The organism is Paraburkholderia lebeckiae (assembly GCF_014201005.1).
GTDB classification, from domain to species: domain Bacteria; phylum Pseudomonadota; class Gammaproteobacteria; order Burkholderiales; family Burkholderiaceae; genus Paraburkholderia; species Paraburkholderia tuberum.
Window position 1 is genome coordinate 251,999 of the sequence record NZ_JACHDK010000006.1, and the last position, 23,027, is coordinate 275,025.

At 63.9% G+C, this 23,027-nt stretch carries 24 protein-coding genes and 1 other RNA gene; 9 read left to right on the forward strand and 16 right to left on the reverse strand.

Annotation, left to right across the window (positions count from 1 at the left end):
• Positions 1-16: 16 nt before the first annotated feature.
• Positions 17-1,582: a bifunctional phosphoribosylaminoimidazolecarboxamide formyltransferase/IMP cyclohydrolase gene (purH, locus tag HDG39_RS14280; protein WP_184006514.1), complete on the forward strand. Its 1,566-nt coding sequence runs from the start codon at positions 17-19 to the stop codon at positions 1,580-1,582.
• Positions 1,583-1,657: 75 nt separating this feature from the next.
• On the opposite strand, the gene HDG39_RS14285 is transcribed toward purH, so the two are convergent.
• On the reverse strand, positions 1,658-1,897 hold the full coding sequence (locus HDG39_RS14285) for a hypothetical protein (protein ID WP_018421774.1): 240 nt from the start codon (positions 1,895-1,897) through the stop codon (positions 1,658-1,660).
• 131 nt (positions 1,898-2,028) lie between these two features.
• Here HDG39_RS14285 and ruvC point away from each other — a divergent pair, with 131 nt between their 5' ends.
• From ruvC to HDG39_RS14305, 4 genes are all read left to right on the forward strand, one after another.
• Positions 2,029-2,571, forward strand: a complete 543-nt coding sequence (ruvC, locus tag HDG39_RS14290) for a crossover junction endodeoxyribonuclease RuvC (protein WP_184006515.1) — start codon at positions 2,029-2,031, stop codon at positions 2,569-2,571.
• Positions 2,572-2,660: 89 nt separating this feature from the next.
• Entirely contained in the window at positions 2,661-3,242 is a 582-nt protein-coding gene (gene ruvA / locus HDG39_RS14295) for a Holliday junction branch migration protein RuvA (RefSeq protein WP_018421776.1), read from the forward strand.
• 30 nt (positions 3,243-3,272) lie between these two features.
• Complete coding sequence (gene ruvB, locus HDG39_RS14300; protein ID WP_184006516.1) at positions 3,273-4,334, forward strand: Holliday junction branch migration DNA helicase RuvB; 1,062 nt, start codon at positions 3,273-3,275, stop codon at positions 4,332-4,334.
• A gap of 23 nt (positions 4,335-4,357) precedes the next feature.
• Complete coding sequence (locus HDG39_RS14305; protein WP_184006517.1) at positions 4,358-5,335, forward strand: oxygenase MpaB family protein; 978 nt, start codon at positions 4,358-4,360, stop codon at positions 5,333-5,335.
• A gap of 36 nt (positions 5,336-5,371) precedes the next feature.
• Here HDG39_RS14305 and HDG39_RS14310 read toward each other — a convergent pair whose 3' ends face one another.
• The 3 genes from HDG39_RS14310 to tyrS all read right to left on the reverse strand — a co-directional run bounded on the left by HDG39_RS14310 (position 5,372) and on the right by tyrS (position 7,846).
• Positions 5,372-6,040, reverse strand: coding sequence for a histidine phosphatase family protein (locus HDG39_RS14310; protein ID WP_184006518.1), 669 nt, complete (start codon positions 6,038-6,040; stop codon positions 5,372-5,374).
• Between the two features lie 100 nt (positions 6,041-6,140).
• Positions 6,141-6,599 (reverse strand): D-aminoacyl-tRNA deacylase, encoded by a 459-nt coding sequence (gene dtd, locus HDG39_RS14315; RefSeq protein WP_184006519.1) that lies wholly within the window; start codon positions 6,597-6,599, stop codon positions 6,141-6,143.
• Entirely contained in the window at positions 6,596-7,846 is a 1,251-nt protein-coding gene (gene tyrS, locus HDG39_RS14320) for a tyrosine--tRNA ligase (protein WP_184006520.1), read from the reverse strand. Before tyrS ends, dtd begins: the two co-directional genes overlap by 4 nt.
• Before the next feature lie 178 nt (positions 7,847-8,024).
• On the opposite strand from tyrS, the gene HDG39_RS14325 reads away from it, so the two are divergent.
• Positions 8,025-9,155 carry an anhydro-N-acetylmuramic acid kinase gene (locus HDG39_RS14325; protein WP_184006618.1) on the forward strand — a complete coding sequence of 377 codons (1,131 nt, stop codon included), beginning with the start codon at positions 8,025-8,027 and terminating at the stop codon, positions 9,153-9,155.
• A 121-nt stretch (positions 9,156-9,276) separates the two neighbouring features.
• Here the strand turns inward: HDG39_RS14325 and erpA are convergent, their stop codons facing one another.
• The 3 genes from erpA to rplM form a co-directional block, all read right to left on the reverse strand.
• Complete coding sequence (gene erpA, locus HDG39_RS14330) at positions 9,277-9,642, reverse strand: iron-sulfur cluster insertion protein ErpA (protein WP_013090506.1); 366 nt, start codon at positions 9,640-9,642, stop codon at positions 9,277-9,279.
• A 235-nt stretch (positions 9,643-9,877) separates the two neighbouring features.
• On the reverse strand, positions 9,878-10,270 hold the full coding sequence (rpsI, locus tag HDG39_RS14335; protein ID WP_011489810.1) for a 30S ribosomal protein S9: 393 nt from the start codon (positions 10,268-10,270) through the stop codon (positions 9,878-9,880).
• A gap of 11 nt (positions 10,271-10,281) precedes the next feature.
• Complete coding sequence (gene rplM, locus HDG39_RS14340) at positions 10,282-10,710, reverse strand: 50S ribosomal protein L13 (RefSeq protein WP_013090508.1); 429 nt, start codon at positions 10,708-10,710, stop codon at positions 10,282-10,284.
• Between the two features lie 633 nt (positions 10,711-11,343).
• Between rplM and HDG39_RS14345 the strand changes: the two genes are divergently transcribed.
• Positions 11,344-11,766 (forward strand): OsmC family protein, encoded by a 423-nt coding sequence (locus HDG39_RS14345; RefSeq protein ID WP_026226035.1) that lies wholly within the window; start codon positions 11,344-11,346, stop codon positions 11,764-11,766.
• A gap of 92 nt (positions 11,767-11,858) precedes the next feature.
• Here HDG39_RS14345 and rnpB read toward each other — a convergent pair.
• From rnpB to pyrC, 3 genes are all read right to left on the reverse strand, one after another.
• An RNA gene (gene rnpB / locus HDG39_RS14350) (RNase P RNA component class A) lies at positions 11,859-12,272 on the reverse strand.
• 35 nt (positions 12,273-12,307) lie between these two features.
• Entirely contained in the window at positions 12,308-13,237 is a 930-nt protein-coding gene (locus tag HDG39_RS14355) for a DUF3025 domain-containing protein (protein ID WP_184006521.1), read from the reverse strand.
• Positions 13,238-13,248: 11 nt separating this feature from the next.
• Complete coding sequence (gene pyrC, locus HDG39_RS14360) at positions 13,249-14,310, reverse strand: dihydroorotase (protein WP_184006522.1); 1,062 nt, start codon at positions 14,308-14,310, stop codon at positions 13,249-13,251.
• Between the two features lie 163 nt (positions 14,311-14,473).
• On the opposite strand from pyrC, the gene HDG39_RS14365 reads away from it, so the two are divergent.
• Positions 14,474-15,433 (forward strand): class II glutamine amidotransferase, encoded by a 960-nt coding sequence (locus tag HDG39_RS14365; RefSeq protein ID WP_184006523.1) that lies wholly within the window; start codon positions 14,474-14,476, stop codon positions 15,431-15,433.
• A 98-nt stretch (positions 15,434-15,531) separates the two neighbouring features.
• Here the strand turns inward: HDG39_RS14365 and HDG39_RS14370 are convergent, their stop codons facing one another.
• The 6 genes from HDG39_RS14370 to HDG39_RS14395 form a co-directional block, all read right to left on the reverse strand.
• Entirely contained in the window at positions 15,532-16,257 is a 726-nt protein-coding gene (locus tag HDG39_RS14370) for an amino acid ABC transporter ATP-binding protein (RefSeq protein ID WP_018421787.1), read from the reverse strand.
• Entirely contained in the window at positions 16,254-16,931 is a 678-nt protein-coding gene (gene gltK / locus HDG39_RS14375) for a glutamate/aspartate ABC transporter permease GltK (protein WP_018421788.1), read from the reverse strand. Before gltK ends, HDG39_RS14370 begins: the two co-directional genes overlap by 4 nt.
• Positions 16,931-17,671: an amino acid ABC transporter permease gene (locus HDG39_RS14380; protein WP_018421789.1), complete on the reverse strand. Its 741-nt coding sequence runs from the start codon at positions 17,669-17,671 to the stop codon at positions 16,931-16,933. The genes gltK and HDG39_RS14380 overlap by 1 nt, the downstream gene beginning before the upstream one ends.
• Positions 17,672-17,762: 91 nt before the next feature.
• On the reverse strand, positions 17,763-18,656 hold the full coding sequence (locus HDG39_RS14385) for a glutamate/aspartate ABC transporter substrate-binding protein (RefSeq protein WP_018421790.1): 894 nt from the start codon (positions 18,654-18,656) through the stop codon (positions 17,763-17,765).
• A 283-nt stretch (positions 18,657-18,939) separates the two neighbouring features.
• A complete protein-coding gene (locus tag HDG39_RS14390) occupies positions 18,940-20,262 on the reverse strand; it encodes a Glu/Leu/Phe/Val family dehydrogenase (protein ID WP_184006524.1) in 1,323 nt (440 codons plus the stop codon).
• 162 nt (positions 20,263-20,424) lie between these two features.
• Positions 20,425-21,381 carry a LysR family transcriptional regulator gene (locus tag HDG39_RS14395; protein WP_184006525.1) on the reverse strand — a complete coding sequence of 319 codons (957 nt, stop codon included), beginning with the start codon at positions 21,379-21,381 and terminating at the stop codon, positions 20,425-20,427.
• 164 nt (positions 21,382-21,545) lie between these two features.
• Between HDG39_RS14395 and purB the strand changes: the two genes are divergently transcribed.
• A complete protein-coding gene (gene purB, locus HDG39_RS14400; RefSeq protein WP_184006526.1) occupies positions 21,546-22,934 on the forward strand; it encodes an adenylosuccinate lyase in 1,389 nt (462 codons plus the stop codon).
• Positions 22,935-23,027: the final 93 nt, after the last annotated feature.

The window sequence follows — 23,027 nt, forward strand, 5'->3', positions numbered from 1 at the left end:
GCTTTTCGTCTTCATCATGATCAAGCAAGCGCTCATCTCCGTTTCCGACAAGTCCGGCATCGTCGACTTCGCCAAATCGCTGTCGGACCTCGGCATCAAGATCCTGTCGACCGGCGGCACCGCGAAACTGCTCGCGGACGCGGGCCTGTCCGTCACCGAAGTCGCCGACTACACGGGTTTCCCGGAAATGCTCGACGGGCGCGTGAAAACGCTGCATCCGAAGGTGCACGGCGGCATCCTCGCGCGCCGCGACCTGCCCGAGCACATGGCCGCGCTCGAGAAGCACGACATTCCGACCATCGACCTGCTGGTCGTGAACCTGTACCCGTTCGTGCAGACCGTGTCGAGGGAAGAATGCTCGCTCGAGGACGCGATCGAGAACATCGACATCGGCGGCCCGACGATGCTGCGCTCGGCCGCAAAGAATCACCGCGACGTGACGGTAGTGGTCGATCCGGCCGACTACGCGGTCGTGCTCGACGAAATGCGCTCGAACGGCAACACGGTGTCGTACAAGACGAACTTCCGCCTCGCGACCAAGGTGTACGCGCACACCGCGCAATACGACGGCGCGATCACGAACTACCTGACGAGCCTGACCGACGAGTTGCAGCATTCGTCGCGCAACGAGTACCCGGCCACCTTCAACATGGCGTTCGACAAGGTGCAGGACCTGCGCTACGGCGAAAACCCGCATCAGAGCGCGGCGTTCTACCGCGACCTGGCGGTGCCGGCCGGCGCGCTCGCCAATTACAACCAGTTGCAGGGCAAGGAACTGTCGTACAACAACATCGCCGACTCCGACGCGGCGTGGGAATGCGTGAAGACCTTCGACGTGCCGGCCTGCGTGATCGTCAAACACGCGAATCCGTGCGGCGTCGCGGTCGGCGCGGACGCTCACGAAGCGTATTCGAAGGCATTCCAGACCGATCCGACCTCGGCGTTCGGCGGCATCATCGCGTTCAACCGTGAAGTCGACGAAGCGGCCGCGAAAGCGGTGGCGAAGCAGTTCGTCGAAGTGCTGATCGCGCCGGCGTTCAGCGCCGAAGCGCGTCAGGTGTTCGCGGCAAAGCAGAACGTGCGTCTGCTCGAAATCGCGCTGGGCGAAGGCCATAACACGTTCGATCTGAAGCGCGTCGGCGGCGGCCTGCTCGTGCAGTCGCTCGACTCGAAGAACGTGCAGCCGCGCGAATTGCGCGTCGTCACGAAGCGTCATCCGACGCCGAAGGAAATGGACGACCTGCTGTTCGCATGGCGAGTCGCAAAGTACGTGAAGTCGAACGCGATCGTGTTCTGCGCGAACGGTATGACGCTCGGCGTCGGCGCGGGCCAGATGAGCCGCGTGGACTCGGCGCGCATCGCGAGCATCAAGGCTCAGAACGCCGGTCTGACGCTGGCCGGTTCGGCGGTCGCATCGGACGCGTTCTTCCCGTTCCGCGACGGTCTCGACGTGGTCGTCGCGGCAGGCGCGACCTGCGTGATCCAGCCGGGCGGCTCGGTGCGCGACGACGAAGTGGTCAGCGCCGCCGACGAGCACAACATCGCGATGGTGCTGACGGGCGTGCGGCACTTCCGTCATTGATCGGCTGAAGTTCGGTAGCCGCAAGACAGGCCCGGCGGGTTGTCCCGCCGGGCCTTTTGTTTCGAGGCGACGCGTTCAATCGTCCGGCTCTTTGCGCGCATAACCGTCCCGCACCTGCGCATGCTGGCTGATGTACGTGCCCAAACCCCGGCCCCGCCGCGCGAGACGTTTCAGCACGGCGACATGTTCGGCGCCGACACTCGCCTCTGTGTACCAATACACGACGCCCGGCCGAAAGCGCACCTTGATGAAATCGTCGCCGATTTCATAAGCGTCGACACCCGAGTCGCCGCTGAGATTGCGGTAGCGCTCCATTCTCGATCGCCCTCCTTGCGCAAAGCCTTTAGCAGCTTTTATTCCGCTAGGCATGCTGCCAGCGGGCCGCCGCGCGCCACGTTCGTTGTAGTATCGCAGGCACCTGGTTTTTATCGCTTGTGCGGCACCTCATGAGAATTCTCGGCATCGACCCCGGCCTGCGCGTGACTGGCTTCGGCGTGATCGAACAACACGGCCACACGCTGAGCTACGTCGCAAGCGGCGTGATCCGCACCGCCGACGCCGACCTGCCGTCGCGGCTCGGCACCATCTTCGCGGGCATCTCGACGCTGATCCGCGAGCACGCGCCGGATCAGGCGGCGATCGAAAAAGTCTTCGTCAACGTCAATCCGCAGTCGACGCTGCTGCTCGGCCAGGCGCGCGGCGCCGCGATCTGCGGGCTCGTCGCGGGCGGCGTGCCGGTCGCCGAATACACCGCGCTGCAGCTGAAGCAGTCGGTGGTCGGCTATGGCCGAGCGACCAAGGAGCAAATGCAGCAGATGGTTGTGCGGCTGCTGAGCCTGTCGGGCGTGCCCGGCACAGACGCCGCCGACGCGCTCGGCATGGCCATCTGCCACGCGCACGGCGGTTCGACACTGAGCACGCTCGGCGGCATCGCACCGGCTCTCGCGAAGAAGGGTCTGCGCGTGCGGCGCGGCCGTCTGGTCGGATAGACCGACGCATAACCCGCCATGCCGTTCGCGCCGCCGAGCCGCTGCGCTACACTCGCGCTTTCCCATCCGACTCTGAAAACTAATCCGCCATGATCGGTCGCATCGCCGGCGTTCTGCTGGAAAAAAATCCGCCGCATCTGCTCGTCGACTGCAACGGCGTCGGCTACGAAGTGGACGTGCCGATGAGCACCTTCTACAACCTGCCGTCGACCGGCGAGCGCATCGTGCTGCTCACGCAGATGATCGTGCGCGAGGACGCGCATCTGCTGTACGGCTTCGGCACCGCGCAGGAACGCGCGACGTTCCGCGAACTGCTGAAGATTTCCGGCATCGGCGCGCGCATGGCGCTCGCGGTGCTGTCGGGCATGAGCGTCGCGGAGCTCGCGCAGACCGTCACGATGCAGGACGCCGCGCGCCTCACGCGCGTACCGGGCATCGGCAAGAAGACCGCCGAGCGGCTGCTGCTCGAACTGAAGGGCAAGCTCGGCGCCGACCTCGGCGCGATGGCGGGCGCCGCGTCGCCATCCGACCACGCCTCCGACATCCTCAATGCGCTGCTCGCGCTCGGCTACTCGGAAAAAGAAGCGCTCGCGGCAATCAAGAACGTGCCGGCCGGTACGGGCGTGTCCGAGGGCATCAAGCTCGCGTTGAAGGCGCTGTCGAAGGGCTAAGCGCCAAGCCACGCGCGGTACAATGACCGCATGATCGAAACCGACAAACTCGCCGCCGAGCGCATCATCGCGGCCACGCCCGTGTCGCCGAACGAAGAAGCGTTCGAGCGCGCGCTGCGCCCGCGTCAGCTCGACGAATATGTCGGGCAGGAGAAAGTGCGCGGCCAGCTCGAAATCTTCATCGAGGCCGCGAAGCGCCGTTCCGAATCGCTGGACCACGTGCTGCTGTTCGGGCCGCCGGGCCTCGGCAAGACCACGCTCGCGCACATCATCGCGCGCGAGATGGGCGTCAATCTGCGGCAAACGTCGGGGCCGGTGCTCGAACGCGCCGGCGACCTCGCCGCGCTGCTGACAAATCTCGAAGCCAACGACGTTCTTTTCATCGACGAAATCCACCGGCTCTCGCCGGTCGTCGAGGAAATTCTGTATCCAGCGCTCGAGGATTATCAAATCGACATCATGATCGGCGAAGGGCCGGCCGCGCGCAGCGTGAAGCTCGATTTGCAGCCGTTCACGCTGGTCGGCGCGACCACACGCGCTGGTATGCTGACCAATCCGCTGCGCGACCGCTTCGGCATTGTCGCGCGACTCGAGTTCTATAACGCCGAGGAGCTCGCGCGCATCGTCACGCGTTCGGCCGCGCTGCTCGGCGCGCAGATCCATCCGGACGGCGCGTTCGAAATCGCCCGTCGCGCGCGCGGCACGCCGCGTATCGCGAACCGCCTGCTGCGGCGCGTACGCGACTTCGCCGAAGTGAAGGCCGACGGCAACATCACCGCGCAGGTGGCCGACGCCGCGCTCAGCATGCTCGACGTCGACGCGGTCGGCTTCGATCTGATGGACCGCAAGCTGCTCGAAGCGATCCTGTACAAGTTCGACGGCGGCCCGGTCGGTGTCGACAACCTCGCCGCGGCAATCGGCGAGGAGCGCGACACGATCGAAGACGTGCTCGAGCCGTATCTGATCCAGCAGGGCTTCCTGCAGCGCACGCCGCGCGGCCGCATCGCCACGCTGCTCACGTACCGGCATTTCGGACTGGCCGCGCCGGATTCGGCGAGCGCGCGGCCGGGTCTGTGGGATTCCACGAACTGAGTCACGCGACGAGGCCGACCAGGATGTCAGACCAGACCCAGCAACCCGGCCCTTCCAACCGTTCACCTGTCAATCCCGCCGGCGCCCCGTCCGGCAATTTCACGCAGCGCCTCACCCACCGCCTGCGCTCGAAGCTCGCCGCCGGCGTCACGCATCTGACGACCGGCAGCGGACCGGTGCTCGACTACTCGTCGCCGCCGGGCGACCCCGGTCTGTTCGGGCCGGACTCCGTCTGCTGGAAAGTCCACGCCGACTTCACGTCGATGATGACGGGCGGCATCAGCGCGCTGCTGCTTCAGGCGCTGCATCCGCTCGCGCTCGCGGGCGTCTGGGATCACTCGAGCTTTCGCACCGACATCCTGGGCCGGCTGCGTCGCACGGCGACGTTCATCGCCGGCACGACGTACGGCAGCAAGAACGATGCGCTCGCGCTGATTGAGCGCGTGAAGCGTATTCATCTCGACGTGACCGGCGTCGCACCGGACGGCCAGTCGTATCGCGCGAGCGAGCCCGCGCTGCTGACGTGGGTGCACGTCGCGGAAGTGTCGAGCTTCATGACCGCGCATCTGCGCTATGTGAATCCGGTGCTGTCCGTCGCGGCGCAGGATCAATACTTCGCGGAAACCGCGCGCATCGCGGAAATGCTCGGCGCCGTCGATATTCCGCGCTCGCGCGCCGAGATCGAGGCGTACCTGCTCGCGATGCGGCCCGTGCTCGTCGCGAGCGAGCGCACGCGCGAAGTCGTGAGGATTCTGATGAACGCGCCGGCACCGAGCTTCGCGATGCGACCCGCTGGCACGCTAATGCTCAACGCGGGGGTCGATCTGTTGCCCGACTGGGCGCAGACGATGCTCGGCTTGAATCGCCACGCGGCGCTGCGTCGAACCTTCGCGCGGCCTGGCGTGCGGGTCGTCGCGCCGGTGATCCGCTGGGCGCTGGTCAATGGAGTATCGAAACGGGCCAGGCGGCGCGCGGCGGCGGCGGTGCGGGAGCAGGATTGATTGCGGCACGCGTCTCGGGCCATTGCCCGCCTTTGCTTACCGCCCCGGTCCCTTCCTGAAACCATCATCGTCGGCGCTGCCCGCGTCTAGGTGCGTTACGTCCGCCCACGACACGATCGTCGCGCGACCGTCCCCGTAATCCACGACGTTCAGGCTGGTGTTCAGCAGCGGGTAGTCGCGCGGTGCGTCGAGCCGCATGCCGGTTGCAAAGCGGCGCACGCAGTCGAGCACGCCGCCATGCGTGACACAGGCGATGCGCCCGCCCGGATGCGCGGCGACGAGCGGCTCGATCGCATGCACGATGCGGTGGTAGAACACGCGGTGCGACTCGCCCTCGGGCGGCGCAAAGCCGGGATCGCGGGTTTGCCACTGCGCGTATTCGTCGGGGAAACGCAGCGCGATCTCGTCGCTGTCATGGCCCTGGAACGCGCCGTACGAGCGCTCGCGCAAGTTCTCGCGCGACTGCAGCGGCAGGCCGAGCGCCTCGCCAATCGGCTGCGCGGTCTGCTGCGCGCGCTGCAGGTCGCTCGAATAGATCGCGTCGAGCCGCGCGCCCTGCTTCGCCTCGTCGGCGAGGCGCTGCGCGAGACGTCGCGCCTGCGCGATGCCGGTCGTCGCAAGCGGAATGTCGATGTGGCCTTGAATGCGCTTGATGCGGTTCCAGTCGGTCTCGCCGTGCCGGATAAACAGGATCTGCGTCGTCATGAGAGAGGCGCCGTTCGCGGTTGTGTCGAGCGACTATTGTGGCAAAAAGCAGCGGCACGGCTCGCCTGCGGCGACGGCGGGCTCGAACGTTTGCGTTCTTTTACGCGTTGGTCTGCAACCAGAACGTGACCGGCCCGTCGTTGACGAGTGACACCTGCATATCCGCGCCGAACTCGCCAGTCTCGACGATCGGATGCTTCGCGCGCGCGGCCGCGACGAAGTAGTCGAACAGGCGCTTGCCCTCGTCGGGCGGCGCGGCCGGCGTGAAGCTCGGGCGCAGGCCGCTGTTGGTATCGGCCGCGAGCGTGAACTGCGACACGAGCAGCAGCCCGCCCGCGCGTCCGGCGCCGTCGACATTCTGCACCGACAGGTTCATCTTGCCGGCAGCGTCGCTGAACACGCGGTAACCGAGCACCTTGGCGAGCAGCTTGTCGGCCGTGGCCTCGGTGTCGCCGCGCTCCGCGCAGACCAGCGCAAGCAGGCCCGCGTCGATCGCGCCGGTCACGCGATCGGCGACGCGCACTTCAGCGCGCCGCACGCGTTGGATTAGCGCGATCACGCCGTCAGCGTCACGCGCGCGAAACGGCGCTTGCCGACCTGCACGACGTACTCGCCCGCTTCGACCTTCAGGCTCTTGTCGGACACCGCGGTGCCGTCGATCTTCACGCCGCCTTGCTCGATATTGCGCAGCGCCTCGCTCGTCGACGGTACGAGGTTCGCCTGCTTCAGCAACTGGCCGATCGCGAGCGGTGCGCCCGCGAGCGTCACGGCCTGGATATCGTCGGGCACGCCGCCCTTCGCGCGATGGTTGAAGTCCTCGAGCGCGCGTTCGGCGTCCGCCTGCGAGTGGAAGCGCGCGACGATTTCCTGGCCGAGCATCACCTTGAAATCGCGCGGATTACGGCCCGCGTCGGCCTCGCGCTTGAAGCCGGCGATTTCGTCCATCGGACGGAACGACAGCAGTTCGAAGTACCGCCACATCAGCGTGTCGGAGATGCTCATCAGCTTGCCGAACATGTCGGTCGGCTTTTCGCTGATGCCGATGTAGTTGTTCTTCGACTTCGACATTTTCTCGACGCCGTCGAGCCCTTCGAGCAGCGGCATCGTCAGGATGCACTGCTGCTCCTGGCCGTACTGCTTCTGCAACTCGCGACCCACCAGCAGGTTGAACTTCTGATCCGTGCCGCCGAGCTCCAGGTCCGCGTTCAGCGCGACCGAGTCGTAGCCCTGCATCAGCGGGTACAGGAATTCGTGGATCGAGATCGGCACGCCGCCCTGGAAGCGCTTCGTGAAGTCCTCGCGCTCGAGAATGCGCGCGACCGTGTAGCGCGACGCAAGCTTGATCATGCCGTCGGCGCCTAGCGGCATCGACCATTCGCTGTTGTAGCGAATCTCGGTCTTGTCGCGATCGAGCACGAGCGCGGCTTGCTCGAAATAGGTCTTCGCGTTCGATTCGATCTGCTCGCGCGTGAGCGGCGGGCGGGTCGCGTTGCGCCCGGACGGGTCGCCGATCAGCGACGTGAAGTCGCCGATCAGGAAAATCACCGTGTGGCCGAGGTCCTGCAGCTGGCGCATCTTGTTCAGCACGACCGTGTGGCCGATGTGGATGTCGGGTGCGGTCGGATCGAGCCCGAGCTTGATGCGCAGCGGCTTGGCCGTCGCCGCGCTGCGCGCGAGCTTTTGCGCGAATTCGTCTTCGATCAGCAGTTCGTCGACGCCGCGCTTGGTCACGGCGAGCGCGTGACGGACTTCGTCGGTGATCGGGAAGGCGGAAGCGGGATTGGGCTGGATGGACTCGGTGCTCATGCTGGAAACGTGAAGTCGCGAAAAAACAGGATTGTCCCATAGATGCGCGCCGCCGCGCCCACTCACGCGCCCCGCACGGCCCCGCGACGGCTAATTCGTTGCCGCTCGCATCACCTTCGCCGTTTGCGCCGATAATCTGCTACAACGAATCGCAATGAACATCGACAGGAGCAGCGACGTGGCGCAAGATCCCGCAGACGGCATCTATTTCGGACTGATGTCCGGAACCAGCATGGACGGTGTGGACGGCGTGGCCGTCCGGTTTGCCAATGGGAAGCCGCCCGAGGTGCTGGCCGAAGCGTTCGTCGGCTTTTCGGCCGGCATCCGCGAAGCGCTGTTCGCGCTTCAACAGCCGGGGGACAACGAGATCGAGCGCGAGTCGCTCGCCGCCAACGCGCTCGCGACGCGCTACACGGTGTGCTGCCACGATCTGCTGCGCGACAGCCGCGTATCGGCCGATGACGTCCGCGCAATCGGCGTGCATGGGCAGACCGTGCGGCATCGGCCGGAAAAGGGGTATACGCGGCAGATCAACAACCCGGCGCTGCTCGCGGAAATGCTCCATATCGACGTGGTCGCCGATTTCCGCAGCCGCGACGTCGCGGCAGGCGGCCAGGGCGCGCCGCTCGTGCCCGCTTTTCATGCGACGATCTTCGGTGCGAAGGACGAAACGCGCGTCGTCTGCAATCTTGGCGGAATCAGCAACATCACAATCCTGAACGCGGCCGGCGGCGTGCGCGGCTTCGACTGCGGCCCGGCGAACGCGCTGCTCGACGCATGGGCCGAGCGCCAGCTCGGCAAGCCATTCGACGAAAACGGTCATTTCGCGGCGAGTGGCCAGGTCGATCGCAAGCTGCTGAACGCTTTGCTCGACGAACCATTCTTCGCAGAGCAGCCGCCCAAGAGCACCGGGCGCGATCTGTTCAACACCGCATGGCTCGATGCGAAGCTCGAGCCGTTCTCCGCGCTCGCACCAGCCGACGTACAGGCGACGCTCGTCGCGCTGACCGCGGTGACGGTCGCGCGCGAGATTGAGCGGCATGCATCCGATGCGCGGGCCGTGTACGTGTGCGGCGGCGGCGCGCGCAATCCGGAGATCATGAAGGCGTTGCAGCAGGCGCTCGAAGACAGCGGCGTAAGCGGCGTGCCCGTGATGACGACCGACGCGCTCGGCGTGCCGCCGAGCCAGGTCGAGCCGCTCGCGTTCGCGTGGCTCGCGATGCGCTGCATCGCGCGTCTGCCGGGCAGTCTGCCAAGCGTGACGGGAGCATCCGCGGAGCGGGTGCTGGGGGCTATCTATCCGCGCTGAGAAGGGATGAGCTGAAAACAAACATCTTTTGTTGCCGCACGCGGATTCTGCGGCACGAAGGCAATGAAAAACGGGGCCTCTCGGCCCCGTTTCTTCGCTCTGGCTTGACGAGCCTTTGCGCTCAGACCGAGAACGACGAACCGCAACCGCAGGTCGTGGTCGCGTTCGGGTTCTTGATGACAAACTGCGCGCCGTTGATGTCGTCTTTGTAGTCGATCTCTGCGCCAACCAGGTACTGGTAGCTCATCGAGTCGATCAGCAGCTGGACGCCGCTCTTGTTCATCACGGTGTCGTCTTCGTTGATCGCTTCATCAAACGTGAAGCCGTATTGGAAGCCCGAGCAGCCGCCGCCCTGCACGAACACGCGCAGCTTGAGCTCCGGGTTGCCTTCCTCATCGATCAGTTGCTTGACCTTGTCAGCCGCTGCGTCGGTGAAGACGAAGGGGGCCGGCATCTCGGTCACGGGGGTGTCGGTGACTGCGTTCATTTCGAACTCTCCAAAAAGCTTTAGCCGATATTGTAGGGCTGTTCCGGATATCGTGCTGAAGTCCACAAAATCAATGCGTTCTTGCTGCAAGGTCGATGCGAGGCGATCCGTTGGCACTTGAGCGAACGGGACCGGGGTGCGAACCCCGGCGAACCATAAAAAAAGCCGCCTTCGCGCGTGGCGTTGGCGGCTTTTGCTGCAAACCGGCGCGAGGGCCGGTTCACGCCCGAAACGATTAACGCTTCGAGAATTGCTTGCGGCGACGTGCCTTGTGGAAGCCGACCTTCTTACGTTCGACTTCACGAGCGTCACGCGTCACGAAGCCAGCCTTCGACAGTTCCGGCTTCAGCGTTGCGTCATAGTCCATCAGCGCGCGGGTGATGCCGTGGCGAACCGCACCGGCTTGCCCCGTTTCACCGCCGCCCGTCACGTTGACCTTGATGTCGAACGTGACACCGTGGTTCGTGAGTTCCAGCGGTTGACGCACGATCATCAGCGACGTTTCGCGCGAGAAGTAGTCGGCGATGGGCTTGCCGTTCACAACGATGTCGCCCTTGCCTGCCTTGATGAACACGCGAGCGACGGCGCTCTTGCGGCGGCCCGTGCCGTAATTCCAGTTACCGATCATGTGGGCTCCCCTTAGATCTCGAGCGCCTTCGGCTGTTGTGCCGAATGCGGATGCGTTGCGTCAGCGTAGACCTTCAGCTTCTTGATCATCGCGTAGCCGAGCGGACCCTTCGGCAGCATGCCCTTGACCGCTTTCTCGAGCGCGCGGCCCGGGAAGCGTTCCTGCATCTTGCCGAACGTCGTTTCATAGATACCGCCCGGGTAGCCCGAGTGACGGTAGTACTTCTTGTCGGTAACCTTGTTGCCCGTGACCTTCAGCTTGCCAGCGTTGATGACGATGATGAAATCACCGGTGTCGACGTGGGGAGTGAATTCAGGCTTGTGCTTGCCGCGAAGACGGTGTGCCACTTCGCTGGCGACACGCCCGAGAACCTTATCCGTCGCGTCAATCACGTACCATTCGCGCGTCACCTCATGGGCTTTTGCGGAAAACGTCTTCATGATCGATCCAAAAAAATTGCTGCGCCCAATGTTTTCTTTCCTGCTTGTAGTGTGCGCATCGAGGCGCGTGCAGGCTCTCCCTGGTTCTTCTTCCGCGGGCGCGGATGCGGAAAAGCCCTGAATTATAAAGGAATTTGTGCTGGCAAGTCAAAACGTGCGATGCGCTCGCCGCGAGCGGTCAGGAAATGGGGCGAAACGCCTGACAAACGCGGGCGAAAAAACCCGAACGAGCGGTTCGGGTTTAATCCACCAAAGGAGGAGGTGGCGGAGACAGCGGAGGTTGCAGAACTGCTGCAACGATGGACTAAATTGTAAGAGTGCGCCCTCGTGCAACGCAAGAGGATTTGCATTGTGAAATCAATTTTCATAATGTGACAGATTCGATGCGCGGAGGACGTTTGACGAAACTCCTTTTGGATCAAGCACTAAAGGCCAACGAATTCGATCGCATCAGACATTCCCTAGAGTAAGATCCCTAAACTGGACGAGGAATTCTGCAACCCCGCCCATTCCGCATCGCAAGAAGAAAGCAATCGCCGTGCATGAACGCGGGATGCGCTCAGCGTGCGCCAATCGTCAGACACAGGGCTACAATGCCGTCTCGACAAAGCGACGCGCGGTGGGAGAGACAGCATGGAATGCAAAGTAAGCTGGATGGGACAAGACGGGATGGCGTTCGCGGCCGAGACGGGCAGCGGTCATCTGGTCGCGATGGACGGCGCACCCGAGGGTGGCGGACGCAACCTCGCGCCGCGCCCGATGGAAATGGTGCTGCTCGGTACCGGCGGCTGCACCGCCTACGACGTCGTGATGATCCTGAAGAAGAGCCGCCAGGAGATCGCCGGCTGCTCTGTGACGCTGAAGGCCGAGCGCGCGAGCGAAGATCCGAAGGTGTTCACGAAGATCCACTTCCACTTCACGGTGACGGGCAAGAATCTGAACCCGGCGACCGTCGAGCGCGCGATCAACCTCTCGCACGACAAATACTGCTCGGCGTCGATCATGATCGCGAAGACCGCCGAGCTCACGCATTCATTCGACATCGTCGCGCTCTGAGCGCGATAGCGATAGCGATGGCGGCCACGGCCGCCACTCCGCCCCAAATGAAAAAGCCGGCGTCCCAACGGACGCCGGCTTTTCTTATTCAGCGGCAAAGCAGGCCGATAAGCCGGATTCTGTGCACGCGCCGCGCCCGAAGACTCGACCCGCGTGGCAGCCATTCCTCTAGGCGCGCCATTACTGACGCGCTCAAGCTTCCTACCCGCAGACGAGACGGGGGCCCCGTCCTGCATCGCGAAGATGCGCGCCTGCCTACTTGGAATTGCTCCGGGTGGAGGTTACCGTGCCGGTCTGCCTTGCGACAGCCGCGGTGCGCTCTTACCGCACCGTTTCACCCTTACCTGATCCCGGCTTGCGCCGGGCCATCGGCGGTTTGCTTTCTGTTGCCCTATTCCGCGTGTCGCCACGGATGGCCGTTAGCCATCACCCTGCCCTGTGGAGTCCGGACTTTCCTCGCCCTCGTTGGCCGAAGCCGTCGAGGCCGCGACTGCCTGGCCTGCTTTGCTGGCGCGAATTTTAACACCGAACGCGGAAGCGCCTAGCGCGTGCGCCGCCCCGTGCGGAACACGGACGTGTCGTCGTAGAACGCTGGCGATTCGTTCTCGGGCCACCAGCCCGGAATGCCCAGCACCGGCAGCGGCGCGAACATGCGGCTCGTCAAAGCGTCGGGGCCGAGCAGCGCCGCGCTGACGGCTTCATCGAGCCATGCGTCGCGCGCCGGGGTGTCCCATTCGAAATACTCTGCCGGAACGTCGACGATCCATGCATGGCCGGTGCAGCCCTTGAACGGCGCGATCAGCTTTTCGAGCAGCGCATGGCCGAAGCACCGCACTTCGCAGCTCCGCCCCCACGCATCGCGCCACGCGATAAACAGCGTCTGCCACTCGAAGCCGCGTAGCGCGGCGCTCAGCGAAGAATCGGCACAAGCGAACAGCAGCGCGTTTTCGTCGAAGAGAGTCAGCATGTCGCGCACGCCGCCACGCGTCGGGCCGACGCCGAGCACGTCGAGTTCCGCGGACTGGCGCGCGTTCAGCGCCGCCTTGATGCGCGGAAACTCGAACCACATCGAGCCGTTGAAGAAGTCGTGCAGATTGTGGCGCGTCGGCACGCAACCGGTCGACGCTATATGCCCCTCGTACGCGGCACCCGGTGGCAGGTCGTCCTGCGCGATGAACGCAAGAGGCCGGCCGCGGCCGGTGGTCTGTTGCATCTGGGCGGCGTCGGCGTTCATCGCGGCGAGAAGGTCCGCGTAGCCGGTCAGCGCGGCTTGCTGCCAACGCTTACCGCGTGTGGCGAATTGCGCGAACCACGGCTTCGACCAGTCGATTGCGGCGAAGCACGGTGGCAGAGGCTCGGGTGCCATGCCGCGCGCAGCTTTGTCCGCCGCGGCTTCATGCGCTACCGCGGAGCCCGCCTTCGCCGCCTTATCAATATTGGCAGCGCGCTGCCCCGCCTCACGCTCCCGCATCTACCGCAGCCTCAAACGAGACGCCAGCCAATCGACTCTCCGCCTCGCAGCGGCACGACCGGCGTATCGCCGGCCGGCAGCTCGGCCGGCAGCGTCCATTCCTCGCGACGCAGCGTGACCTTCTCCGTATTGCGCGGCAGACGGTAGAAGTCCGGACCATGAAAGCTCGCGAAGCCTTCGAGCTTGTCGAGCGCGCCGGCCTTGTCGAATGCTTCGGTATAGAGCTCGAGCGCGTGCAGCGCGGTGTAACAGCCCGCGCAACCGCACGCGTGTTCCTTCAGCCCCTTCGGATGCGGCGCGCTGTCGGTGCCGAGGAAGAAGCGCGGATCGCCCGAGGTCGCCGCCTCGACCAGCGCTACGCGATGGGTCTCGCGTTTGAGCACCGGCAGGCAGTAGTAATGCGGACGGATGCCGCCCTGGAAAATCGCGTTGCGGTTGTACAGCAGATGGTGCGCGGTGATCGTAGCGCCAAGCAGTTCCGGCGCGACGCCCGCTTCGCGGACGTAGTCGGCCGCGTCCTTCGTCGTGATGTGCTCGAACACGACCTTCAGCGCCGGAAATGCGCGGCGCAGCGGCATCATCACGCGATCGATGAAGACCTTTTCGCGATCGAACAGATCGATGTCCGAATCGGTCACCTCGCCATGCACGAGCAGCGGCATGCCGAGTTCCTGCATCACTTCCAGCGTCTTCGCGCACTTCATCAGATCGGTGACGCCCGCGTCGGAGTTCGTCGTCGCGCCCGCCGGGTACAGCTTCACGCCGTGCACGAAGCCGCTCTCGCGCGCGCGGCGGATCTCGTCGGGCGGCGTGTTGTCGGTCAGGTACAGCGTCATCAGCGGCTCGAATTTCGCGCCCTCGGGAATCGCGGCGATGATGCGCTCGCGATATGCCTTCGCCATCGCGGTCGTCGTGACCGGCGGCTTCAGGTTCGGCATGATGATCGCGCGACCGAACTGGTGCGCGGTGTCAGGCAGCACGGCCGCGAGCATCGCGCCGTCGCGCACGTGCAGATGCCAGTCGTCCGGGCGGACCAGTGTGACGGAATCGGGGGAAACGTTGGAAGCAGTCATGGCAGGAATACGAGACTTCGCGCGCATCGCTGATCGACCGGTCAAACCGCGTTGTAGCGGCCCAAACACATGTCAATTTTGCTATTTGGCGTCTCCGGCTCGGTGATATGCTTGGAAAATCATCATTGTAACGGCTCACTCCGTTCACAGGCTCGCCTGCAACATGTGCCAACTTCTCGGAATGAACTGCGCCGCGCCGACGGACGTCACGTTTTCCTTTACCGGCTTTGCGGCGCGTGGCGGCGTCACCGATCACCACGCCGACGGCTGGGGCATCGCTTTCTTTGAAGACAAGGCCTGCCGCTTGTTCATCGATCATCAATCGTCGGCCACGTCGCCGATCGCCGAGATGGTCAAGCGCTACCCGATCAAATCGAAAAACACGATCGCGCACATCCGCAAGGCGACGCAAGGGCACATCCTGCTCGAAAACTGCCACCCGTTCATGCGCGAACTGTGGGGGCGTCACTGGATCTTCGCGCATAACGGCGACCTGCAGGCTTACGCGCCGGAACTGAACGGCGTGTATCAGCCGGTCGGCACGACCGACAGCGAACTCTCGTTCTGCGCACTGCTGGAAGGTTTGCGTAAGGCTTTTCCGGGCGCGCAGCAGCCGCCGCTTCACGAGCTGTTCGCCGCGCTCGAGACGCTCACGCGTGAAATCACGCAGTACGGCGTGTTCAATTTCCTGATGTCTAACGGCCAGGCCCTGTTCGCGCATTGCTCGACGCATCTGCATTACCTCGTGCGTCGCTGGCCGTTTTCGACCGCGCATCTGGTCGACGCGGACGTGTCGATCGATTTCGCCAAATACACGACGCCCGAAGACCGCGTCGCGGTGATCGCGACCAAGCCGCTGACCGACAACGAAGTGTGGACCGCGTTCAAGCCCGGCGATCTGCTGATGTTCCAGCATGGCGACGTGATCGGCCACGCCAATATTCCGGTGCCGCAGTCGGTGCTCGAAAAGCTGCGCAATCCGGCGCTCGACGCATCGGCGTCGGCCACGACGATCGCGGCGTCGAACGGCGCGCACGCGGCGGGCACGAGCGGAACCACGCTTTCATCCGACAGCGAAACCGATCTCGAAGCCGCCGATGACACGGCAGCGTTCGAGTCGTAAGCCGCAGCGTCACCCTACGCCTGCGCAACAAAAAGCCGCTCCTCGGAGCGGCCTTTTTTTTCGTCGCGAACCCCGAAACGAGGCCTGCGCGCCCACCCTCAGTGCAGAATCTTCGCGAGAAAATCCTTCGCGCGATCCGACTTCGGATTCGCGAAGAAGTCTTCCTTGCGGTCGTCTTCGACGATCAAACCCTTGTCCATGAAGATCACGCGATGCGCGACCTTCTTCGCGAAGCCCATTTCGTGCGTCACGCACATCATGGTCATGCCTTCCTGCGCGAGCTCGACCATCACGTCGAGCACTTCGTTGATCATCTCCGGGTCGAGCGCCGAGGTCGGTTCGTCGAACAGCATCGCGATCGGGTCCATGGAGAGCGCACGCGCAATCGCCACGCGCTGCTGCTGACCACCGGACAACTGCCCCGGATACTTGTCCGCATGCTCGCGCAGCCCCACTCGATCGAGCAGCTTCAGGCCCTTCGCGGTCGCCTCGTCGTTCGAGCGGCCCAGCACCTTGACCTGCGCGAGCGTCAGGTTCTGCACGATCGACAAATGCGGAAACAGCTCGAAGTGCTGGAACACCATGCCGACCTTCGAGCGCAGCTTCGAGAGATTGGTTTTCTTGTCGGTCAGTGACTGGCCGTTGATGACGATCTCACCCTTCTGGAACGGCTCGAGTCCGTTGACGGTCTTGATCAGCGTGGACTTGCCCGAACCGGACGGCCCGCACACCACGACCACTTCGCCCTTTTTGACTTCCGTCGTGCAGTCGGTCAGCACCTGGAAATGACCGTACCACTTCGAAACATTCTTGATAGAGATCATCTTGCGACCTTTTTCTGAAGACCTTTGACGAGGCTCGACGCGATCACGCAGATCACGAAATAACACGCGCCCGCGAACAGTACCATCTCGACGTTCGTGCCGTCACGATCGCCAATATTCGTAGCCGTGCGGAAGAAGTCGGCGAGGCTGATCACGTAGACGAGCGACGTGTCCTGAAACAGCACGATACCCTGCGTGAGCAGCAGCGGCACCATCGCGCGGAACGCCTGCGGCAGCACGATCAGGCGCATCGCCTGCCCATAGGTCATGCCGAGCGCGAACGACGCGTTGACCTGGCCGCGCGGCACCGCCTGAATGCCGGCGCGGATGATCTCCGAATAATACGCGGCCTCGAACAGCGAGAACGCGACCATCGCCGAGGCGAGCCGGATGTCGATGTCGGCCGACAGACCGAGCACGCTTTGCAGCACCTGCGGCACGATCAGGAAGAACCACAGCAGCACCATCACGAGCGGGATCGAACGGAAGAGCGTCACGTAAGCCTGCGCGAACCATCCGAGCGGCTTGATCGGCGACAGTCGGAACATCGCGAGAATGGTGCCCCAGATAATGCCGAATACGATCGCGATCAGCGTGATCTTGAAAGTGATGATCGCGCCGGTCCATAGCGTAGGCAGCGCGCCCGGAATACCGCTCCAGTCGAAATGATGCATCACTTTCCTCCGATATAGCCGGGCAGCCGGGCCTTCACTTCGACCCAGCGCATCAGTTGCATCACGATCAGATTGATCAGCATGTATGCGACCGTGACCGCGATGAACGACTCGTAAGTTTGCGACGTGTAGTCGACGAGCTGGCGCGCCTGCGCGGACAGATCGAGCAGACCGATCGTCGAGGCGACCGCGGAGTTCTTGAAGATGTTCAGAAACTCGGAGGTGAGCGGCGGCACGATGATCCGGTACGCGACCGGCAGCAGCACGTAGCGATACGTCTGCCATTGCGTGAAGCCCACCGCAAGACCGGCCGCGCGCTGGCCGCGCGGCAACGCGTTGATGCCCGAGCGCACCTGCTCGCACACACGCGCGGCGGTGAAGAGCCCGAGACACACGATCGACGACGAGAAGAACTGCGCGCCCGGCGGCAATTGCTTGAACCAGTTGCCGATCGACACGGGCAGCAGCTCCGGTATCACCAGATACCAGATGAAGAACTGCACGATCAGCGGAATGTTACGGAAAATCGCGACGTAGACGGTGCCGACGCCCGACGCCCATTTGTTGGGCACCGTGCGCAGCACACCGAAGAGCGAGCCGACGATTAGCGCGATCACCCATGCCGACAGCGACACGGTGACCGTCACCCGCAGCCCCGAGAACAACCAGCCCAGATAGGTGGTCGGCTCGCCCGTGGAGACGGGACTCAGCAGAATGCCCCAGTTCCAGTGATATGACATGACCAAGACTCCGGCAAAAAGAAACGGAAGAAGCGCGTGGCCCCTTCCGTTCCGTTCAGCGTTTCGAAAGTGTCGAAAAAGCAGCTAGGGTTTAGTCGATTGCCTTGTCGTTCGGGTTCTTGAACAGCGCACGCATATCGTCGCTCATCGGGAAGTTCAGGTTCAGGCCCTTCGGCGGGATCGGCGATTCGAACCAGCGCTTATAGATCTGTTCGCCTTCGCCCGACGTTTGCACCTTCGCGATGGCGTCGTCGGCGACCTTCTTGAAGTCGGGGTCGTTCTTGCGCAGCATGCAGCCGTACGCCTCCCGCGATTGCGGCGTGCCGACGATCACGAAATCGCCCGGGTTGTTCGACTTCGCGCGCTCGCCGGCGAGCAGCGCATCGTCCATCATGAACGCGGCGGCGCGACCCGTCGACAGCGTCAGGAACGACTCGCCGTGATCCTTCGCGCTGATGATGTTCATGCCCATGTTCTTCTCCTGGTTCATCTTGCGAAGCAGGCGCTCGGACGTGGTGCCGGCGGTCGTCACGACCGTCTTGCCCTTCAGGTCCGGGAAGTCCTTGATGCCGGAATCTTTCTTGGTCATCAGGCGCGTGCCGATCACGAAGATAGTGTTCGTGAAGGCGGCCTGTTGCTGACGCTCGAGGTTATTCGTGGTGGAGCCGCACTCGATGTCGACCGTGCCGTTCTGCACGAGCGGAATGCGGTTCTGCGACGTGACCGGCACGAGCTTCACCTTCAGGTTCGGCATGTTCAGCTTCTGCTTGACGGCCTCGACGATCTTCATCGCGTAATCCTGCGAGTAGCCGATCACGTTCTGCTTGTCGTCGTAATAGGAGAACGGGATCGACGATTCGCGATGGCCCAGCGAAATGACGCCCGTATCCTTGATCTTTTTCAGCGTGCCCGAGTCTTGCGCATGCACGCCAACCGTAAACAGTCCGAGAGTCGCGAGCAGCAGCGCGGCTTTTTTAATCTTCATCTTGATCTCCTTGGCAAGAACCGGCGCCAGTGTAACAAAGTAATTTTTCTGAAAGTATCGCTATTAACCATTCTGTTGCGCGCACGCCGCGATGGGCCCGCAGCGCCGCCGCACGGCCGTTTCGCGCATATGAGAAGGCGGGCGGCATCGATACGATGCCGCCCGCCGGTCGAACACGCCGTCTTGTGGACCGCGTTGATGCACAAAGTTTCGGCGGTTTCGCCTCCCAGCCCGGATACCGGGCCGCCTCACCGCCGTTTCAAACAAGATAGGACACGGTCCATCAGGGATACAAGCCGCGCATCTCGCGCGCTTGCAAAATCCGCTTGCACGCGACGATGAACGCCGCCGTGCGCACCGACACGTTCTGCTCGCTCGACACCTGCCAAACCGCCGCGAACGCTTCGCGCATCACGCGCTCGAGGCGCTCGTTGATCTCGTCCTCGGTCCAGAAGAAGCTCGAGAAGTCCTGCACCCATTCGAAATATGACACTGTCACACCGCCGGCATTCGCGACCACGTCCGGAATCACGAGGATGCCGCGATCGTGCAGGATGTCGTCCGCCGCCGTGGTGGTCGGGCCGTTCGCGCCCTCGACGATGATCCTGGTCTTGATCTTGCCGGCGTTTTTTTCGGTGATCTGATTTTCCAGCGCCGCCGGAATCAGGATGTCCGACTCGACGGTCCAGAACTCATCACCGGTGATCGCGTCGGCTTCGGGGAAACCGCCGACGCCGCCCGTCTTCGCGACGTAGTCGAGCAGCGCGACCGCGTCGATGCCGGTGGACTTGTACACCGAGCCGGTGTGGTCCTGCACCGCGACGACTTTCGCGCCCGCCTCCTGGAACAGACGCGCTGCGATGCCGCCGACGTTGCCGAAGCCCTGCACCGCGATACGCGCGCCTTCGATGTCGAAGCCGATGCGGCGAGCCGCTTCGCAGCCCACCACGAATACGCCGCGGCCGGTCGCCTCGCGACGGCCGAGCGAGCCGCCGAGCGTGATCGGCTTGCCAGTCACGACGCCGGTGGCCGTCTGGCCCTGATTCATCGAGTACGTGTCCATCATCCACGCCATGATCTGCTCGTTCGTGTTCACGTCCGGCGCGGGGATGTCGGTATTCGGTCCGATGATGATGCCGATCTCGCTCGTGTAACGGCGCGTCACGCGCTCGAGCTCGCCACGCGACAGCGTGCGCGGATCGACGCGGATGCCGCCCTTCGCGCCGCCGTACGGCACGTTCACCGCCGCATTCTTCACCGACATCCATGCGGACAGCGCCATCACTTCGGAGAGCGTAACGTCCTGGTGATAACGCACGCCGCCCTTGCCCGGACCGCGCGACACATTGTGTTGCACGCGATAACCCTCGAAGTGCGCGACCGTGCCGTTGTCGAGTTCGATGGGCACGTCGACGACGAGAATGCGCTTCGGGCGCTTCAGGGTTTCGAGCCAGCGGGACAGCGAACCGAGATACGGCGCGACGCGGTCGACCTGGCGCAGATAGTTGCCCCAGGGGCCGAGGTCTTCGCGATTGAGGTAGGACGGAACGGACTGCAACGTTGCGGCGGCTTGTACCGATTCTGCGGCTTGTTGTTGGGATGACATGAACGCTCCGGCGTTTGATCGAGTACGGGCATTGTGGAAAAACGCCGTATCGAAATCCAATGCCGTTTCCTTATCCCGTTATGTTTTTCTTGCATAACGTTCGCAAAGCCGCAAATTCGCGTCGTCGCGACGCAGGTTCGAGTTTGAGTTTTATGCCGCGGCTCAGGCGGCGCTCTGCCGGAGTTCCTCCGACACCACGTCCCACAACTGCCGCACGAGGATCTGCCGCGCGTCGTCGCTTTTCGCGGCGAGCTTGTCGCGATATAGGCGAATCTCCATGCTGAGCGTCAGCTGCCCTTCGGGCGTGCCGCGCGTCGCGCGATCGAGGCGGATCAGCCGGCCTTCGGCCACCGCATCTTCGACCGCGCTATGCGGCAGAAACGCGATGCCGTGACCGGCGAGCGCCATCGCCTTGAGCCCCTCGGCCATGTCGGTTTCGTAGAGCCGGTCAAGGTACAGGCGCTCCGGCGCGTTCGCGAGAATCACCTCGGTCATGCGCCCGAGGTACGCGTTCGGCGTGTACGACAGATACGGCGCGGGCGCATCGGCCGAGCCCGGCAGCGTGTGACGCGGCCGCCCCGTGCGGGCCGGCGCCGAGAACGGGCTGATCGGCTCGTGGCCGAGCGTCAGCATGTCGTAGCGTGCCGGATCGAGCGCGACCGGATGGCTCGGATGGTGGTAGCCCATCATCAGATCGCAGCCGCCTTCCACCAGCGACAGCGCCGCGTCGTGCACGTTCAGCGCGCGCAGCCGCGTGTGGATCGGGCCCATCTGCGCCTCGATGCGCTGCAGCCAGCGCGGAAAGTAAGTGAGCGACAGCGTGTGGGGGACCGCGAATTCGATCGTCGCCTGGGGCGTCGCCGTGTGGCCGCGCAGCAGCGCGCGCGCCTCGTGGAATTGCGACAGCATCGCGAGCGCCTGCTCGTTGAACACCTGACCGGCCGCCGTGAGCCGCGTCGGATAAACAGAACGGTCGATCAGTTCCGTGCCGAGCCACGCTTCGAGCGCCTGGATGCGGCGCGAGAAAGCCGGCTGCGTGACGTGGCGCAACTCGGCCGAGCGGCTGAAGCTACGCGTTTCCGCGAGCGAAATGAAGTCTTCGAGCCATTTCAGTTCCATGCGATTGCGCTTGCCGTCGAGAGGGAAGAAGTCTGCATTCTAGCGGCGCGGATTGCGACCGACGCATCCGGGCGGGCCGATCGCATCACGGTGGTAAAATCCACGGTTCCCTCCGTTCCCGACCCGCTCGCTGAGCGCTCAACCGCTTCAACCCGGTCCTCATCATGTCCGACACCCGCCCCGACACCCTGTTCGCGCTGAACGCGCTTTCCCCGCTCGACGGCCGCTATGCCGCCAAAACCGAAGCCCTGCGCGACTGGCTCTCGGAAGCCGCCTTCATGCGCAATCGCGTGACGGTCGAAATCCACTGGCTGATCGCGCTGTCGCGCGCCGGCTTCGCCGAAGTGCCGCGCTTCTCCGAGGCGTCCGAGCAATTCCTGCTGCAACTGGCCGAGCGCTTCACCGCGCACGACGCCGCGCGCATCAAGGAAATCGAGCGCGTGACGAACCACGACGTGAAGGCCGTCGAATACTGGCTGAAGGAATCGGTGAAGGGCCATGAAGAACTGGAGCGCGCGAGCGAGTTCATCCACTTCGCGTGCACGTCGGAAGACATCAACAACACGTCGCACGGCCTGATGCTCGCCGGCGCGCGCGAACACGTGATCCTGCCGGCGCTGCGCTCGGTGCATCAACGCCTCGTTGCGCTCGCGCACGCGCATGCCGCCCAGCCGATGCTGTCGCGCACGCACGGCCAGCCGGCCAGCCCGACCACGCTCGGCAAGGAAATCGCCAACGTCGCCGCGCGGCTCGCGCGTGCGATCGAACGTATCGCGAAGGTCGAACTGCTCGGCAAGATGAACGGCGCGGTCGGCAACTTCAACGCGCACCTGTCCGCGTATCCGGAGTTCGACTGGGAAGCATTCTCGAAGGATGTCGTCGAGAACCGTCTGAAGCTCACGTTCAATCCGTACACGATCCAGATCGAGCCGCACGACTACATGGCCGAGCTGTTCGACGCGATCACGCGCGCGAACACGATCCTGCTGGATCTGGACCGCGACGTGTGGGGCTACATCTCGCTCGGCTACTTCAAGCAGCGCACGAAGGCCGGCGAAATCGGTTCGTCGACGATGCCGCACAAGGTCAACCCGATCGACTTCGAAAACTCGGAAGGCAACCTCGGCCTCGCGAACGCGACGTTGCGCCACCTCGCCGACAAGCTGCCGGTGTCGCGCTGGCAGCGCGACCTGACCGACTCGACGGTGCTGCGCAACATCGGCGTCGCGTTCGGCTACTCGCTGCTCGCGTACGACTCGCTGATCCGCGGCCTCGACAAGCTCGAAGTGAACGCGCAACGTCTGAACGAAGACCTCGACAACTGCTGGGAAGTGCTGGCCGAGCCGGTGCAGACCGTGATGCGCCGTTACGGCATCGAGAATCCGTACGAGCAGCTGAAGGAACTCACGCGCGGCAAGGGCATCACGCGCGAGGCACTGCGGAGCTTCATTGGCGGCCTGGCGATTCCGCAGGACGCGAAGGACCGCCTGCTCGCGATGACGCCCGGCTCGTACATCGGCCGGGCCGTCGAACTGGCGAAGCGGATCGGCTGATCTGCTGGCCCAGCTTCTTCAATGCATAAAAAAGCCGCTCCGAGGAGCGGCTTTTTTTTCGTCCCGCGTTCGAAGCTGGAACGCGAAGCAATC